This is a genomic window from Pseudazoarcus sp. NS36 (assembly GCF_059703705.1).
This window is the reverse complement of sequence record NZ_BAAKJA010000002.1, coordinates 243,935-258,361: the sequence shown is the minus strand read 5'-3', so window position 1 is coordinate 258,361 and position 14,427 is coordinate 243,935. Positions and strand designations below refer to the sequence as shown.

General features: G+C 66.4%; 13 protein-coding genes. 3 read left to right on the top strand and 10 right to left on the bottom strand.

Annotated elements, in window-relative coordinates; all coding sequences use genetic code 11:
• Positions 1–104 precede the first annotated feature (104 nt).
• Positions 105–425, top strand: coding sequence for a flagellar hook-basal body complex protein FliE (gene fliE, locus AC6H0R_RS04345; RefSeq protein ID WP_497580112.1), 321 nt, complete (start codon positions 105–107; stop codon positions 423–425).
• A gap of 76 nt (positions 426–501) precedes the next feature.
• On the opposite strand, the gene AC6H0R_RS04340 is transcribed toward fliE, so the two are convergent.
• The 9 genes from AC6H0R_RS04340 to AC6H0R_RS04300 form a co-directional block, all read right to left on the bottom strand.
• The gene (locus AC6H0R_RS04340) at positions 502–1,302 is read right to left on the bottom strand and encodes a flagellar brake protein (protein ID WP_497580111.1); all 801 of its coding nucleotides are present in this window, start codon (positions 1,300–1,302) and stop codon (positions 502–504) included.
• A gap of 42 nt (positions 1,303–1,344) precedes the next feature.
• Positions 1,345–1,671 carry an EscU/YscU/HrcU family type III secretion system export apparatus switch protein gene (locus AC6H0R_RS04335; protein WP_497580110.1) on the bottom strand — a complete coding sequence of 109 codons (327 nt, stop codon included), beginning with the start codon at positions 1,669–1,671 and terminating at the stop codon, positions 1,345–1,347.
• A 3-nt stretch (positions 1,672–1,674) separates the two neighbouring features.
• Positions 1,675–2,844 (bottom strand): flagellar hook-length control protein FliK, encoded by a 1,170-nt coding sequence (gene fliK / locus AC6H0R_RS04330; protein WP_497580109.1) that lies wholly within the window; start codon positions 2,842–2,844, stop codon positions 1,675–1,677.
• 36 nt (positions 2,845–2,880) lie between these two features.
• Positions 2,881–3,207: a flagellar protein FliT gene (locus tag AC6H0R_RS04325; protein WP_497580108.1), complete on the bottom strand. Its 327-nt coding sequence runs from the start codon at positions 3,205–3,207 to the stop codon at positions 2,881–2,883.
• 10 nt (positions 3,208–3,217) lie between these two features.
• Positions 3,218–3,634 carry a flagellar export chaperone FliS gene (gene fliS / locus AC6H0R_RS04320; RefSeq protein ID WP_497580107.1) on the bottom strand — a complete coding sequence of 139 codons (417 nt, stop codon included), beginning with the start codon at positions 3,632–3,634 and terminating at the stop codon, positions 3,218–3,220.
• A 10-nt stretch (positions 3,635–3,644) separates the two neighbouring features.
• On the bottom strand, positions 3,645–5,039 hold the full coding sequence (gene fliD, locus AC6H0R_RS04315; protein ID WP_497580106.1) for a flagellar filament capping protein FliD: 1,395 nt from the start codon (positions 5,037–5,039) through the stop codon (positions 3,645–3,647).
• Between the two features lie 15 nt (positions 5,040–5,054).
• Positions 5,055–5,429: a flagellar protein FlaG gene (locus AC6H0R_RS04310; RefSeq protein WP_497580105.1), complete on the bottom strand. Its 375-nt coding sequence runs from the start codon at positions 5,427–5,429 to the stop codon at positions 5,055–5,057.
• 84 nt (positions 5,430–5,513) lie between these two features.
• Positions 5,514–7,880: a flagellin N-terminal helical domain-containing protein gene (locus AC6H0R_RS04305; protein ID WP_497580104.1), complete on the bottom strand. Its 2,367-nt coding sequence runs from the start codon at positions 7,878–7,880 to the stop codon at positions 5,514–5,516.
• A gap of 314 nt (positions 7,881–8,194) precedes the next feature.
• The gene (locus AC6H0R_RS04300) at positions 8,195–9,982 is read right to left on the bottom strand and encodes a GGDEF domain-containing protein (RefSeq protein WP_497580103.1); all 1,788 of its coding nucleotides are present in this window, start codon (positions 9,980–9,982) and stop codon (positions 8,195–8,197) included.
• Positions 9,983–10,092: 110 nt separating this feature from the next.
• Here AC6H0R_RS04300 and AC6H0R_RS04295 point away from each other — a divergent pair, with 110 nt between their 5' ends.
• Together AC6H0R_RS04295 and AC6H0R_RS04290 are read left to right on the top strand one after the other, a co-directional pair.
• Positions 10,093–11,469, top strand: a complete 1,377-nt coding sequence (locus AC6H0R_RS04295) for a DUF2868 domain-containing protein (RefSeq protein WP_497580102.1) — start codon at positions 10,093–10,095, stop codon at positions 11,467–11,469.
• Entirely contained in the window at positions 11,466–12,863 is a 1,398-nt protein-coding gene (locus AC6H0R_RS04290) for a DUF3482 domain-containing protein (protein WP_497580101.1), read from the top strand. Before AC6H0R_RS04295 ends, AC6H0R_RS04290 begins: the two co-directional genes overlap by 4 nt.
• On the opposite strand, the gene murJ is transcribed toward AC6H0R_RS04290, so the two are convergent.
• A complete protein-coding gene (gene murJ / locus AC6H0R_RS04285; RefSeq protein ID WP_497580100.1) occupies positions 12,860–14,398 on the bottom strand; it encodes a murein biosynthesis integral membrane protein MurJ in 1,539 nt (512 codons plus the stop codon). The two genes, AC6H0R_RS04290 and murJ, sit on opposite strands and share 4 nt — an antisense overlap.
• Positions 14,399–14,427: the final 29 nt, after the last annotated feature.

The following is a 14,427-nucleotide window of genomic DNA, read 5'->3' as shown; positions in this document are numbered from 1 at the left end:
CAGGCGTGATCTAGCGCATGTTTTCCGGCCCATTTCGTCTTTTGGCACGCGGATTGCTCTGCTAGACTGTCTTTCGGAATCGTCCCGTTGAGAGGTACGGGCACATGGATACTCGCGGAATCGAACAGCTCATCGGCGAATTGCGCTCCACCGCCAAGACGGCGGGGTCGAATTCCGTCCAGCCGGCCGTCGGCGAGGGCGGCGTTGATTTTGCGCAGGTGCTGCAATCCACGCTGCAGGATGTGAGTTCTGCCCAACGGGAGGCACGTGCCATGGCGCAGGAATTCAGCGCCGGCAATCCTGAGGCCAACCTGCAGGACGTGATGGTCAACCTGCAGAAGGCCAGCCTGTCCTTCCAGCAGATGGTCCAGGTGCGTAACCGACTGGTGTCGGCCTACCAGGACATCATGAACATGCCGATGTAAGTGCATCGGTGGCCCAAACAAAAAAACCGCCTTCGGGCGGTTTTTTGTTGCCTGCCTCGGGCTCCCCGTGGGCGGCTTAGTCGGCCTCCATCAGCCGGCGTTCGCGTTCGACCTTGAAGATGTAGCGCTGGATCAGCTGCGTGAAGCGCGCCGGTACGTCAATCATCTGGCAACCCGCACGTACGCTCTGTCCGCCCTGCGGATTGGTGCTGTGGTGCAGGTTGCGTACCCGCAGGTGCACCTGCGTGCTCTCCGAGTCGGGCAGCGTGAGTTTGCAGTCGGTCAGATCCATGCCCACCGACAGGGGGAGTTCGTTCTCGCCGAGGAGCAGCGCAATGCCGTCCATGCTGATGTCGACCACCCGCGGCTTGGCGATGATCGGCTCGGGCGGGGGGGCGTCGGCAGGGGCGTCGTCGGGCCGTTTCGGGTGGTAGCGAACGACACAGCCGACCGGGCTGTGCAGCGGCACGGAGAGTCGGTAGGTGTCTCGCCGCTGCAGACGGATGAAGCCGCCTGGCAATTGCGCATGCAGTGCCGGCAGCTTCTCGAACAGCACGGCCTGGGCGCCGGGCAGATCGAACTGAACGCGCACGCCGTCGAGTTGCGCCGTGCAGGTGAGCAATTCGGACGCGGCGGCGTGCTTGTTCAGGCGTTCGTCGGCACTGGCGTCGAGTACGATGCCGCGCGGACCGGCATCCAGTACTGCACTGACGAAGCGATGCGGGCCACCGTCGATGAACACGTTGAGCAGCACCCGGCTGTCGCGCATGCGGCGCAGCATCAACATGACCTCGCTGCTGTTGCGAATCATGTAGTCGGCGTAGTGTTCAGCGTTCAGCAGGCCGACGTGGGCGCTGGCTTCGTTCTGTTCGGGCATCCGAGGTGGCTGTGGGCTGGTTCGGTTCAGGGCGCGATTCTATCAGCCCGCCCGCCCGGACTGTGGGCCGGGGGCTGGTGCTTTTGCACGAAGCGGTGTCGGTGTCGTGTTTGTGCCGCGTTCGAAGCTGTACAGCCAGGCCAGCAGTTCGGCTACCGCGACGTAGAGCTGCGGCGGAATGCGTTCATCGAGGTCGACCTGCATCAGCAAACCGACCAGCTCCGGCGATTCATGCACGTACACGCCAGCCTCGCGAGCGCGCTCGATGATCTCCTGGGCAATCAGCCCGCGCCCCTTGGCGACCACGCGCGGGGCGGATTCGCCTGTGGAGTAGGTCAGCGCAACGGCTTCGCCGCGGGGGTTGTCCATGTCTTAGCCCTCCTCCGGGGATAGTCGCTGTTTTTCCCCTTCGGGCAAAACCAGGTCTGTCTCGGCCTCTCGGGCTTCGCTGACGAAGCCGGTCAGCGGCACATCGGCCGCAGCCAGCGCGTTGTCGAGGCGCTCGCGTCCGTCCGAGAGCATGCGGGCGACGACTTCGTCTCCGGCAATCAGGCGGATGGCCACCCCGGACGGGGTCAGGTGCAGGCGCGCTTCCACTTCTCCGAGCTGCGGCATGCTCAGGCGCAGGGTCGAGTTCCAGGCCTCTTCGGGTTCGTCGTCCGGATTGCGTCCTTCTCCGCGTGGGTCGTCGATCTCCCACTCGAAACGCTGGCCCGGCCAGGCCTGGCCCAGCAACAGGTATTGCTGGGTTGCCATGGCGTCGAGCTGTTGGTGCACAACCGGCATCAGACGCTCGGCGACAACCGGCACGCGCACCTGAGCGGCTTCGGCCGCGCGCTCTGCGCGTGTTTCAGCGGTGGCAAGGGGGGAGCCGGTGGAGGCCATCGGGCTCGGGGCTACACGCGGCGCGGCCGCTGTCTCGCTGCCGCCGGCGGCCGTCGGGCGGGACGCCGGCGGATGCTGACCTTGCGGCTCGCGTTGCAAGGCCTCGGTGCTGACTTTGCCGGCCAGCCACTGCATTTGATGGCTTTCGTAGAACAGACCGCTTTGCGCCACGGCTTGACGCAACACGGGGACGAGCTGCGCGCCATTGGCGGGAGGGGCGTTGAGCAGCGGTTTGCCACCGGACAGCGTGGCGGGCTGTGGTGCGGGCTGGCCGGTGAGCAGAAAGCTGATCAGGCGGCCGGTCGGGCTGAGGTTGGAGCGGGCGGCATCGCTGGCTGCGCCGGTCGGTACTTCGCCCGCCAGGCGGGCGAAGACGGCGTTCGGGGCCTGGCGGGTGACGATGAGTTCCAGCGTGTCACCGGCCTTGGCCGCGTGGTTGAGCGACAGCGTGTATTCACGGCCCGCAACGATGGCCTGGAAGGTGTTGTCTGGCAGCGCGCGGGTGATGTGAGCGGTGAATTGCTGCCCGGGCAACAGCTGCGGCAGCCGCGCCTGGATTTCGCGGACGCGCGCAGTGCCCTGGACGGGCGGTTCGCTGTCGAAGAAGCTCGCCTCGGCGAGCATGCGCAGTCTTGAGGCGAGATCGCCGGGGATCACGATGGCGTCTCCGCCTCAGGCCGCGTGCGTGCCGCGTCAGCGCGGCGACACGCCGTAAGCGGCACGTACCGAGCGCTCGCGCTCGCCGCTCTTGAACAGTTTGCGCGCGCTCTGCATCCACGGCTCGACGTGACGGCGAACCTCTCGGTTGTTTTCGAGGATGGTGGTGATCAGGGCGGCGCGGCGCAGCAGCTCGCCATCGTCGAGTCCTGCAGCTTCAGGCTCGCGGGCGAGCGCTTCGCGCGTTGCGGTCATCTCGAGTTCGAGTTCGGCGAGGCGGTCCCAATCGTTGGCGCGTGCGGCTTCGACCATGGTGGCCGAGACCTGGCCGAGGGCTTCGTAGAGATCCTGCGTGGTACTCATTGCGCCTCCCTTAGACAGTGGTGGCCACTTCGGCCTTGTTGGGCGAAATGCTGAGCCAGGCTTCGCGCAGCCCGGTGAGCAGGCCACTTACTTCGTCGATGGCTGCCGGGTTGTCGTGCAGGTTGGCGTACAACAGACGCTCGCACATGTAGTCGTACAGCGCGGCCAGCCGCCCGGCCAGATCTCCGCCGGCGCTCTGGTCGAGACTGGCCTTGAGGCCGGCGTTGATGATCTCGATGGCCTTGGACAGCGAGTTGCCCTTGGCCTCGATGTGACCGGCTGCCATCTCGGCGCGTGCTTTCGACAGCGTGAGAATGGCGCCGTCGAAGAGCATGGTCACGAGCTTGTGCGGATCTGCCGCGCCGACGCCGGTCTCGACCTGCACTGAGGCGTAGGTGGCGGCACGGTTGCGTTGGGTTCCAAACATCGTGAAGTCCTCAGTTGCTGGCGCCTGGCAGGTTGGCCAGTTGCTGTTGCAGGTAGTTGCTGGTCTGCAGCATGTTCGAAAGCATCACGTCGAGCGCGGTGAACTGGGCGCGGTAGCGCTTTTCGACGGTTTCCAGTCGCAGGTTCAAGGCTTCGGAGCGCTGTTGCAGGGTCTTGACCGATTCCTTCAGGCCATCGGTGCGGCCGGTGATCAGCCCGTCGGTGCCGATCAGGCGGCCGAGGGAATCCGCCACCTGCTTGCCGAAGCCGGGCGTCTCGCCGTTGCCGGTGAAGAAGCCGGCAACATCCAGATCGGGGTTCTCGAAGGCCTTATTGAGCTTGGTGTTGTCCACCGACAGCGTACCGTCGAGCTGGAAGGTGATGCCGATGTCGGCCAGCCGGTCGGCACCGCCCAGCCCGCCGAAGGCACCGCCGACGATGCTGCGCAACTGGCTCTGCACTGCACGCGCGGTCGAGTCACCATTGAGCAGGGCGGCTTCGCCCGATTCGGGGTCGTACTTCAGACTGTCGGTGAGACCCTTGGCGAGGCCGTTGTAGGCCGTCACGAAGGCGTCAATGGCTGCGCGCGCGGTGCTGTTGTCAGCGGCGACCTTGAGCGTGTTGGTCGAATCGCTTTGCGCGGTCAGCGTCAGCGTGACACCGTCGATGACGTCGCTGATGGTGTTCGAGGCACGCGTCAGGTTCAGGCCGTCGACCGTGATCGAGGCGTCGCTGGCAGCTTCGAGCTGGTACGCGGCGTCTCCTTCGGCGCCCGGTGCGTCAGGGCCGAAGGCCACGCCGATGCCGTCGATGCTGAAGGCCTGTGCTGCACCGGTTTCGGCGCTGGAGATGATCAGCCGGTCGGTGGTGCCGTCATTGATGATGTTGGCGCTCAGGCCGAGGTCGGCGTCGTTGATCGCATCGCGCAGATCCTGCAGCGAGCCGCCGGCGAAGTCGAGGGTTTCGGACGACACCGGCTCGTCGGCGAGCAGGTTGTCGGCGGTGCCGAAGTTGAACGTGAGCGTGCCGGCGGCGATGTTCTCGCCGTCCTGCGTGAAAGCGTCGGCCGACAGGGCCACACGTTGCGATGCGGCCAGCGTGTTGACCTTGATCGCGTAGCTGCCTGTTGCGGCGCTGGTGGTAGAACTTGCCGTGAAACCGGCATTGCTGCCGCTGACGGTGGCCTTGGTGGCGGCAAACTTTGCCGTACTGTTCAGGCCGTTGGCAGCGGTCTGCAGGTTGGCGACCGCGCTTGCCATGCTGCCAAAAGCGGAAATCTTCGCCTGCACACCGGCTTCGCGAGTCGCCAGTTGGGTCAGCGGCTGGCGCTCGGCGGCCATGAGCTGGGTGACCAGCCCATCGACGTCGAGCCCCGAACCGCCGAGACCGGATACGGTGATGGCCATGATGCTGCCTCCTGTTTACGCCTCCTGCCGCAACAGGAGTCCTTGCAGTTTATCGATCGATCGCGAGATCGCCAGCATCTCTTCCGAAGGGAACTGCTTGATCACTTCGTTGGTGCTGCTGTCGATGATGCGGACCACGGTCTTGCCCGTGTCGTCATCGACCGAGAATTGCAAGTTGCGTGCCACCGGGGCGAGTGCTTCGCGCACACGCTCCAGTGCTTCGTTCAGCTCTGCGGCGCTGGTGGCCTGCCCGCCGCCCGAACCGGATGCGACGACGACCGGTGCCGACTGGCCGGAAGGCGCAGCAGCGGCACTGCTTTCGCTGCTACGCCCGCTTGCCTGCGGAACGATCGTGCCGGTGGCGCCGGCGGGAATTGATGGAATGCTCATGATGCATCTCCCTTATGGGCTTACGGCGCGAACCTCTTTTGGAGGATCGCGCCGCGCATGCAGTGGGGCTTTTAGGCCCTCATCTTAACGGAGCAGGCTCAGCACGTTCTGCGGCAGGGCGTTGGCCTGGGCGAGCATCGCCACGCCGGCCTGCTGCAGAATCTGGGCACGCGTCAGGTTGGCAGTCTCGGCCGCAAAGTCGGCGTCGAGGATGCGGCTGCGCGAGGCGCTGAGGTTTTCCACCGAGCTCGTCAGGTTGGCCGTCACCGATTCAAAGCGGTTCTGGATCGCGCCGAAGGTGCTGCGGAAGGTACTGACCGAGGTCAGCGCGGAGTCGATGCGCTGGATCATCTCATTTGCCGCGGACACCGTGGTGACGTTGCCGCCCGACAGCGAGCCCGAGTCCGCCTCGATCGAGGTGCTGGCGAAGCCCAGCGCACCGGTTGCATCGGCACCACCGAGGGTGATCGCCTGCGAGGAGCTCAGGCTCAGCGCGCCGTTGTTCACCGTGGCAAACACGCCGCTGACCGAGGTGTTGATCGCAGTCGCCAGATCGTCGGCCGAAGCGAAGGAGCCCGTCACGCTGACACCGTTGATCGAGAAGTCGCTCAACGTGACCGAACCCTCGCCGATACCGTCGGTGCCCGTGCTTTCGGTGATGCCCGCTGCCAGTGCATTGGCGTCGGCGTTGGAGATCACCACGCCGGAGGACCCCGGGGTGTTATTGACGATGCTGATCGTGCCGCTGTCGTTGGTAACGGTATAGCCGCTGCCGAGCTGCGTGCCGATGTCCGTGGCCATCGCGTCGTAGTCGGCGTAATCGGTGGCCAAGGTCACCGTAGTGTCATCGACATCGAACGAGGCGTTGGTGGTGACCACGCCCGTGCTTGCTCCGAAGCCCGCACCCGCTGCCCGGCCGTTGGCGCTGTTGATCTGCACCACGCCACCTGCATCACGGGCGATGCTGATCGAGCCGGCATTGTTGGTGACCGTGAAGGTGCCAGCTGCCGCAGCATCGAGTTGGGTCTGGATGGCATCCGCCAGTGCGTCGAAGTCGGCATAGTTCTCGTCGAGGGTGATGTCGATGTCCGTGACGCCGTTCTCGATCTGGAAGGTGCCTTCGGTGGCCGGGTTGGCTTCCGTGGTGCCGGTGGAGTTGACAATGCCCGCAGCGGCGGCGATGTCATTGGCGCCCGAGATCGTGACCGCAGCCGAGCCGGCGTTGTTGTTGCGGATCTCGATGTCGTTGCCGGACAGCTCGACCGTGTAGGTGCCCGGCGCTGCGGCGTTCAGCGCAGTCTGGATGCCGCCGGCGAACGTCGCCACGTCAGCGTCAAGGTCGGTGGTGAGGGAAACCGCGATGCCGTCGATCTGGAACTGGGCGCCGACTGCGCCGCCGGCCTGACCAGCATCATTCACGAAGCCTGCAGCGGTGGCGTTCGCATCGACTGCGGAAATTGCCACTGCTTCGGGGTTGCCGGCGTTCTCGAAGCGGATGTTGCCATCGCCGTCAACAGTGACGGTGGTGGTCGCAAGATCGCCCGCGCCTGCCTGCACTTGGGCCTCAATGGCCGCGGCGAGACCCGTTGCATCGGTGTAGTCCGCATTCAGGGTGATGCCGATGGTGTTGCCGTCGACCGTGACATCGAACTGAGCGAGGTCTGCGCCAGAGTAGTCAAAGTTGGTAACCGTCTGGATGTTGGTGCCGTCTTGCGTGGCGTTGGCGCCGGTCGCAAAGTCGGCATTCGCCGGAACCAGGGTGAGCGTGTCGCTGACGCCAGTGTCGCCGAACAGGCGGTTGGAGGCGGAAACGGTCAGGCTGCCATCGACCGAGCCGGCGGTGCCGAACGTCAGGGAGCTCGGCGCAACCGTGTTGCTGCCACCGGTCGAGGAGGCGCCGATCGCGCCGGCCGTGGTGGTGGTAGCAACCTGGCCGATCGCGGACAGACGGGTGCTGGCGCTGGCGCCGAGGTTCAGGCTGATCGACTGGCCGGCTTCGGCACCGATCTGGAAGGTGGCGCTGCCGAAGCTGCCGTCAAGCAGTTTGCGGCCGTTGAAGGCGGTCTGCGAAGCAACGCGGTCGATTTCGGCCAGGCGCTGTTGAACCTCGAGGTCCAGCGCGGCGCGGTCGGACTCGCTGTTGGTGGCGTTGGCCGACTGGACGGCGAGTTCGCGGATACGCTGCAGGTTGGTAGTGACTTCGGCCAGCGCGCTCTCACCGACCTGGGCCAGGGAGATACCGTCGTTGGCGTTGCGGATGGCCTGGTTGATACCGCGGATCTGGGTGGTGAAACGCTCCGAAATCGCGAGGCCGGCGGCGTCGTCTTTCGCGCTGTTGATGCGAAGACCCGAGGACAGGCGCTGCAGCGAGGTCGCGAGCGAGCTCTGCGACGACTGCAGGTTGCGTTGGGCGTTGAGCGAAGCGACGTTGGTGTTGATTACCTGAGACATTCTTCTTCTCCTTCGAGAAAGAGGGGTTGGTTATCCCGGCCGCTTGATCCGCTGAGGCTCGATCTGCCTGCCGATGATTCAATTAACGGCCGGCGGCGGAAAAACTTTAGGGTGTTGAGGCGGGAAATTTTGATGTTCGCCCTGCGCACCCCGACGGATTGCCGCCGCCGGCGGTCAGCCCGATGTTTCCGGTCTGGCCACGGATGAGTTAACGGCAATTGGCGGGAAGTCTTTAGGTATTCAAACCCCGAATCGCAGGGCGCAGTGGTGCAGTGCATCCGCCTTTGCAGCGGAGCAGGGGGTGAGGCAGGGGGCTAGATCGCGACGAGGACGCGGTTCTTGCCGGCGCGCTTGGCGGCGTACATGGCCTTGTCGGCGCGGTCGATGGCGTCGTGGGCGGTGCTGTCGGGGAGTACGCGGGCAATGCCGGCACTGAAGGTGATCAGGACGCGGCTGTTGTCGGCCAGAAAGATGTGAGTGGTCAGCGCGCGCTGCAGGCGCGTCATGATCTGGGTGGCCTGTTCTTCGTCTGCGTCGGGCAGCAGCACGAGGAACTCCTCGCCGCCGAGGCGGCCGATGATGTCTTCCTGGCGCAGGGCGCCGCGGGCAACGTCGGCGAGGTGGCGCAAGGCCTCGTCGCCGGTACGGTGGCCGAAGGTGTCGTTGAGCTGTTTGAAATTGTCGAGATCCAGCAGGCCGACGCACATCGTCAGGCTTTGGCGGCGCATGCGCGCGATCTCGCGCTCGAGTGCCTCGTCCAGTCCCTTGCGGTTGAGCACGCCGGTGAGCGGGTCGAAGCGCACCAGTTCGCTGGTCTCGTCGAGTTCGCGCTGCAGTCGGGTGATGAGGGAGTTGGCGGCGTCGACCTGTTCGCGCAGGGCGCCGATTTCGGCGCTGGAGCGCTCGGTGGTTTCCTTGACGGCCTGTGTTTCTGCCAGCAGGCGTTCGACGACATCGCTGAGCTGATTGACGTCGTCGGCGCTGCGGATGCGTTCGGCGCATTCGGTGAGGGTCTGCTGGTAGGCGCCGGTGGACTCGTTGAGCCCGGCCAGCCGGTCCACAAAGCCGACGAGCATGCTCTTGAGGCGTTCCTGCGCGTCGGTGAGCTGGCGCTTGAGGTGCTTCTGCTTGTCGATGACGTCACGCAGGCGACGTTCCAGGTCGTCGAGCGCGCGAATGTCGAGCGGCATGTCGAACATGCGGCCAAGCGCTGCGACCTGGCCATGCAGCCACTGGTCGTCGATGACCAGCTCGCCGATGTTGTCCACGATGAGGCGCAGCAGATTGAGCAGGGCCCCGCGGATGGCGCGCTGGTCCTCGCCGGCCCATTCGAGCTGCGCGGCGAAGGTGCGCAGGCGGGCGGCAATGCTCTCGTCGGGTTGGTCCTGTTGCGCGGCCGAGGCAATCGAGGTGGCGAGTTGCAGGGCTTCGGCAATCAGGGCTGCGTTGTCGGCCAGCAGCGGGACGACTCCGCGTTGCAACAGCACCACCAGCCATTGGGCGAACGGGGTGTCGCCCGCAGACGGCGCGGCCTCTTCGGTCGGACGGCTGGCGCGACGTTCGACGACCGGGGTCGGGGTGTCTTCCGTGCCGGCTTCGGCAAATTCTGTGCGCGAGTCGCCCAGTGGTTCTCGCTGCCAACCCTGCACCAGCCCGCGCAGACGAGCAAAGAGCAGGTCTGCGTTATTGGCGTTGGCGCTCAGCACGTGGTCGAGCGAGGCCAGCTTGCGTGCGCGGGTGAGGCGCTGGTGGGGCGTGTCGATCTGGCCCATCAGTTCGCGCAGCAGCGCGCTCCACGCGGGCGGGGCGTCAGGCAAGGCGGCCAGGCTGGCGTGCAGGGCGTTGCCGATGGCAGTCCAGTCAGTACTGTCGATGGCGTCGTCGAACTGGTTGGCCAGGCGCACGCGCTCCTGGGTGTCGCGCGGCAGTGCGGACGCGATGCGGCGCAGTTCCGGAGAGGGGAAGGGCGTATCAGCGAGCGTGCCGGAGATTTCGTGATAGAGCTCGCGAAAATTGTCCGGCGTGGGCGGAATGCGGCGCTGCGCCAGTTGCCTGAGCGTTTCGCGTGCGATGTCCAGAGGTTGTAGCGGGAGCTTGCTCATGTCATTCCATGTGCGTGCTGACGAGAGAAGTATAACCGGCGGCGATCCTGTCTGCGCTGGCGTCTCGGCTATGCTATGGGCTCGATTCAGCCGGATTTGATCTGCGTCATATGCTGCCCGATTCTCCTCTCTCCTTTGAAGCTCGCTGGTTGGCCGAGGCCGTGCGCCTGCACGAACGCGCGCAAGGCAGGGTCGTCGATGCTGCGGTAATGGTGGCGGCGCGCAGCGAGGCGGCGGGATTCGAGCCGCGCATTGTTGCGCGTGCGGTGCGGCTGGGCGGGCGCCTGGGCCTGGCGCAAGCGCTTGAAACGTGGTCGGGGCGCGTTCGCATGGTGGCATTGGTGCTGCTCATGCTTGCGCTGGTTGCCGGGGTGGGGGGCGGTCTGGCGGTGGCGGGCGATGGTTTGCGGCCGATCAACGTGGTGTGGGCGCTGGGCGGATTGCTGGGGCTGCATGTGCTGAGCCTGGTGATATGGCTGGTCGGGTTTGTGTTTGCCGGCGCTGCGCCGCTCGGGTTTGCCGCGGTTTGGAGCGGCCTGTCCGCACGCATGGCGTCGGGTGCTGCCGAGGTGCCGCGCGCATTCGTGTCGTTGCACCGTCACGCAGGGCTGATGAGATGGTGGCTGGGAGCGGCAACGCATGCGGTGTGGAGCATGGCGCTGACCGGCGCGCTGGCCGGTTTGACCGCATCCTTTCTGCTGCGCAGTCATGTCTTTGTGTGGGAGACGACCTTGCTGTCTCCGGCGTTCTTTGTCGATCTGGTTGCGGCGCTGGGTGGTTTGCCCGCCCTGCTCGGTTTTCCGGTGCCGGATGCGGCCACGGTCGTGGCCAGCGGAACGTCGGCCCTGACGGACGAGTCGGCCCGCCGCGCCTGGGCCTGGTGGCTGGTCGGTTGCGTGCTGGTGTATGGCTGGCTGCCGCGGGCGTTGCTGTGGGCGGCGTGCATGGCGCGAGTGCGGTCGGGGCGGGCACGGCTCAGGCTCGATGTCTCCTTGCCGGGATTTGCAGAGCTGGCGACGGAACTCGCGCCGGCCAGCGAGCGCATGGGCGTGACCGATGCCGCGCCGCCCTCGATTGCGCTTGCGCATGTCGGCGACCGCGCCGGGTTCGACGGCCCCCCCACACTGGCCGGTATCGAGCTGCGCGCCGATCGCCCCTGGCCGCCGGACTTGCCGCCGGGCGTGCGCAACATCGGCGTGGCGGACTCGCGGGAGCAGCGTGCGCGTCTGCGCGAGGCGCTGGCGTCCAGCCCGGCGCGGCGTCTGCTGGTGGCATGCGACGGGCGTCTGTCGCCGGATCGCGGCAGTCTCTCGCTGATCACCGACCTGTCACAGCATGCCGGGCGCTGCGCGGTGTGGCTGGTAGGCGCCTCGGGTGAGCGCGCGGAGCGCTGGCTTGAGGCGCTGGAAGGAGTGGGTTTGGGGGCCGATGCCGTCATCTCCGATGAAGCGGTGGCGCTGGGCTGGCTCGTGGGGGAGAGTGCATGACACACGTTGACGGCACCCGGCCGGTACGCCTTGCGGTGGTCGGTCATACCAACACCGGCAAGACTTCGCTGATGCGCACGTTGTCGCGCGACACCGGCTTCGGCGAGGTGTCGAGCCGGCCAAGCACGACGCGCCACGTCGAAGGCGTGCGCCTGATCGCTGACGGCGATGTGCTGGTCGAGTTGTACGACACGCCGGGCATGGAAGACCCGATCGCGCTGCTTGAACTGCTCGAAGGCATCGCAGCGGACGATGGCGGCCGCCTTGACGGCCCAGCGCGCATCGAGCGTTTCCTGCAGGGCGATGCGGCGCGTGCGCGCTTCGAGCAGGAGGCCAAGGTGCTGCGCCAGTTGCTGGCCAGCGACGCTGGATTCTATGTGGTCGATGCGCGTGATCCGGTGTTGGCCAAGCACCGCGACGAACTGGCCATTCTGGGCGCCTGCGCCGTGCCGCTGTTGCCGGTGCTCAACTTCGTACGTAGCGCAGAGGCGGACGAATCCGCCTGGCGTGAGGCGCTGTCGCGTCTCGGGCTGCATGCCGTGGTGCGCTTCGACAGTGTGGCCCCCGAGCGTGATGGCGAGCGCCGCCTGTATGAAAAGCTCGGCACCGTGCTCGATGTCTGGCAGCCGGCTTTGGAGCGACTCATCGCCTGCCGCGAGCGTGAGGCGCAGGAGCGCCACGTGGCCGCGCTGCGCCTGGTTGCCGGCTTGCTGATCGATGTTGCTGCGGCGCGGCTGCGCATTGACGCGGGGGATGAGGCGGCCGAGCGCGTCGCGGTGGAGGAGCTTTCGGGGCGAGTGCGTCGTCATGAACAGGCGTGCGTCGATGCCTTGCTCGCGCTGTATCGCTTCCGCGCCAACGATGTGGATGCCGATGCCTTGCCGCTGGCCGACGGGCGTTGGGAGCATGACCTGTTCCACCCCGAGACGGTGCGAGACATGGGCGTAAAGCTCGGCACCGGCGCGGCGGCTGGCGCGGCGGCTGGCGTCGGCGTGGATCTGATGTTCGGCGGCATGACGCTGGGCGCCGCGGCGGCCATCGGCGCGCTGGCTGGCGGCGGCGTGCAGGCCGTGCGGCATTTTGGTGAGCGGGTGTTTGGCGTTCTCAGCGGCAAGCGCGATCTGGCGGTGGACGATTCCATCCTGCGTTTGCTGGCGCTGCGTGAGTTGTCGCTGGTGGCTGCGCTGGAGGCGCGAGGGCACGCGGCCGTGGAGCCGCTGCGCCAGACGGTCGAGGGTGAGCGCTGGCGCGAGGATGCCCTGCTGCCGACGCTGTCGCGCGCGCGCGGCCATCCGGACTGGTCGGCGCTGCTGGGTGTGGCCGATGAGACTACACGTGAGCGTGCCGTGGAGACCTTGGTGGCGGAGATCGAGGGCCGGAAGGCTGGTGTCTAGCGCGCCACGTTCTTGCGGAAATCCCGCAGGCGGAAGCCCAGCACGAACAGCGTCGCGAAATAGGCCGCCATGCCCCCCGCCACCAGCGCGCTGAGGCGCCACAGGCGCTCGATGGCGGACCACTCTAGCCACGCTGTCTGTTCGCCCATGCTGAACCACAGCACCACACCGAGCACGATCAGGGCGGCCACAAGCTTGAGCACGAACGGCGTCCAGCCCGGCAGCGGCGCATACACACCGTTGAGGCGCAGGCGGCGATACAGCAGGCCGGCGTTCAGCAACGAAGCCAGGCCGATCGACAGCGCCAGGCCGGTGTGTTGCAGCGGCACGATGAAGATCAGGTTCATGACCTGTGTGGCGGCCAGCGTGATCAGGGCGAATTTCACCGGGGTGCGGATGTCCTGTCGCGCGTAGAAGCCGGGGGCGAGGATTTTTACCGCGATCAGGCCGGTCAGGCCGACGCTGTAGGCCACCAGCGCGGTGCGCGTGTGCAGCACGTCCTGCGGCGTGAAGGCGCCATGCTGGAACAGGGTGGAGATCAGCGGCACGGCCAGCACCGCCAGCGCCAGGGCGGCGGGCAGCGTCAGCAGCAGCGTCAGACGCAGGCCCCAGTCGAGCATGGACGAGAATTCCTCGGCCTTGCCGTCGGCGTTGAGTTTGGAAAGCCCCGGCAGCAGGATGGTGCCGAGCGCGGCGCCGAGCAGGCCGGCGGGGAATTCCATCAGTCGGTCGGCGTAATACAGCCACGACACACTGCCGCTTTGCAGAAAGGACGCGAAGATGGTGTTGATGAACAGCGAGATCTGCGCCGCTGACACCGCCAGCATGGCCGGCAGCATCAGCTTCATCACGCGCTGCACGCCGGGGTCGGACAGGTTCAGATCGAAGCGCGGCAGCATGCCGATCCTGGCCAGCGGGCGCAGTTGCAGTGCGAGCTGCAGCACGCCGCCGATGAACACCGCCCAGGCCAGGGCCAGGATCGGCGTGTCGAAATACGGTGCGGCGAACAGCGCCATGGCGATGAAGGACAGGTTCAACAGCACCGGCGTGATGGCCGGAATCGCGAAGCGGCTCCAGGTGTTCAGTACGCCGCCAGCCAGCGCCACCAGCGACATGAACAGGATGTAGGGTGCGGTGATGCGCGTCATTTCGACGGTGAGCGCGAACTTGCCGGGGTCGGCCGCGAATCCCGGTGCCGAGATGTAGACGATGATCGGCGCGGCGACGATGCCAAGCAGCGAGATGGCCGTGACGACCAGCCCGAGCAGGGTGGCGACCCGGTTGACCAGCGTGTGCGCTTCCTCCTCGCCGCGGCGGTTGCGGTACTCGGCGAGGATGGGGACGAAGGCCTGCGAGAAGGCGCCCTCGGCGAACATGCGGCGCAGGATGTTGGGCAGGCGGAAGGCGACAAAGAAGGCGTCGCTCGCCACGCCAGCGCCGAAGGTGCGCGCGATGACGAAGTCGCGCACGAAGCCGAGTACGCGCGAGATCAGCGTCATGCTGCTGACCGTGGCGAGGGCGCGAAGAAGGTTCATGCGGCGGGCTTTGGGGTGAAAGCCGCCAT

Bases quoted from the DNA above. Each gene is read 5' to 3' on its own strand.
- fliE (WP_497580112.1), top strand. From the start codon at position 105: ATGGATACTCGCGGAATCGAACAGCTCATCGGCGAATTGCGCTCCACC.
- AC6H0R_RS04340 (WP_497580111.1), bottom strand. From the start codon at position 1,302: ATGCCCGAACAGAACGAAGCCAGCGCCCACGTCGGCCTGCTGAACGCT.
- AC6H0R_RS04335 (WP_497580110.1), bottom strand. From the start codon at position 1,671: ATGGACAACCCCCGCGGCGAAGCCGTTGCGCTGACCTACTCCACAGGC.
- AC6H0R_RS04325 (WP_497580108.1), bottom strand. From the start codon at position 3,207: ATGAGTACCACGCAGGATCTCTACGAAGCCCTCGGCCAGGTCTCGGCC.
- fliS (WP_497580107.1), bottom strand. From the start codon at position 3,634: ATGTTTGGAACCCAACGCAACCGTGCCGCCACCTACGCCTCAGTGCAG.
- fliD (WP_497580106.1), bottom strand. From the start codon at position 5,039: ATGGCCATCACCGTATCCGGTCTCGGCGGTTCGGGGCTCGACGTCGAT.
- AC6H0R_RS04310 (WP_497580105.1), bottom strand. From the start codon at position 5,429: ATGAGCATTCCATCAATTCCCGCCGGCGCCACCGGCACGATCGTTCCG.
- AC6H0R_RS04305 (WP_497580104.1), bottom strand. From the start codon at position 7,880: ATGTCTCAGGTAATCAACACCAACGTCGCTTCGCTCAACGCCCAACGC.
- AC6H0R_RS04300 (WP_497580103.1), bottom strand. From the start codon at position 9,982: ATGAGCAAGCTCCCGCTACAACCTCTGGACATCGCACGCGAAACGCTC.
- AC6H0R_RS04295 (WP_497580102.1), top strand. From the start codon at position 10,093: ATGCTGCCCGATTCTCCTCTCTCCTTTGAAGCTCGCTGGTTGGCCGAG.
- AC6H0R_RS04290 (WP_497580101.1), top strand. From the start codon at position 11,466: ATGACACACGTTGACGGCACCCGGCCGGTACGCCTTGCGGTGGTCGGT.
- murJ (WP_497580100.1), bottom strand. From the start codon at position 14,398: ATGAACCTTCTTCGCGCCCTCGCCACGGTCAGCAGCATGACGCTGATC.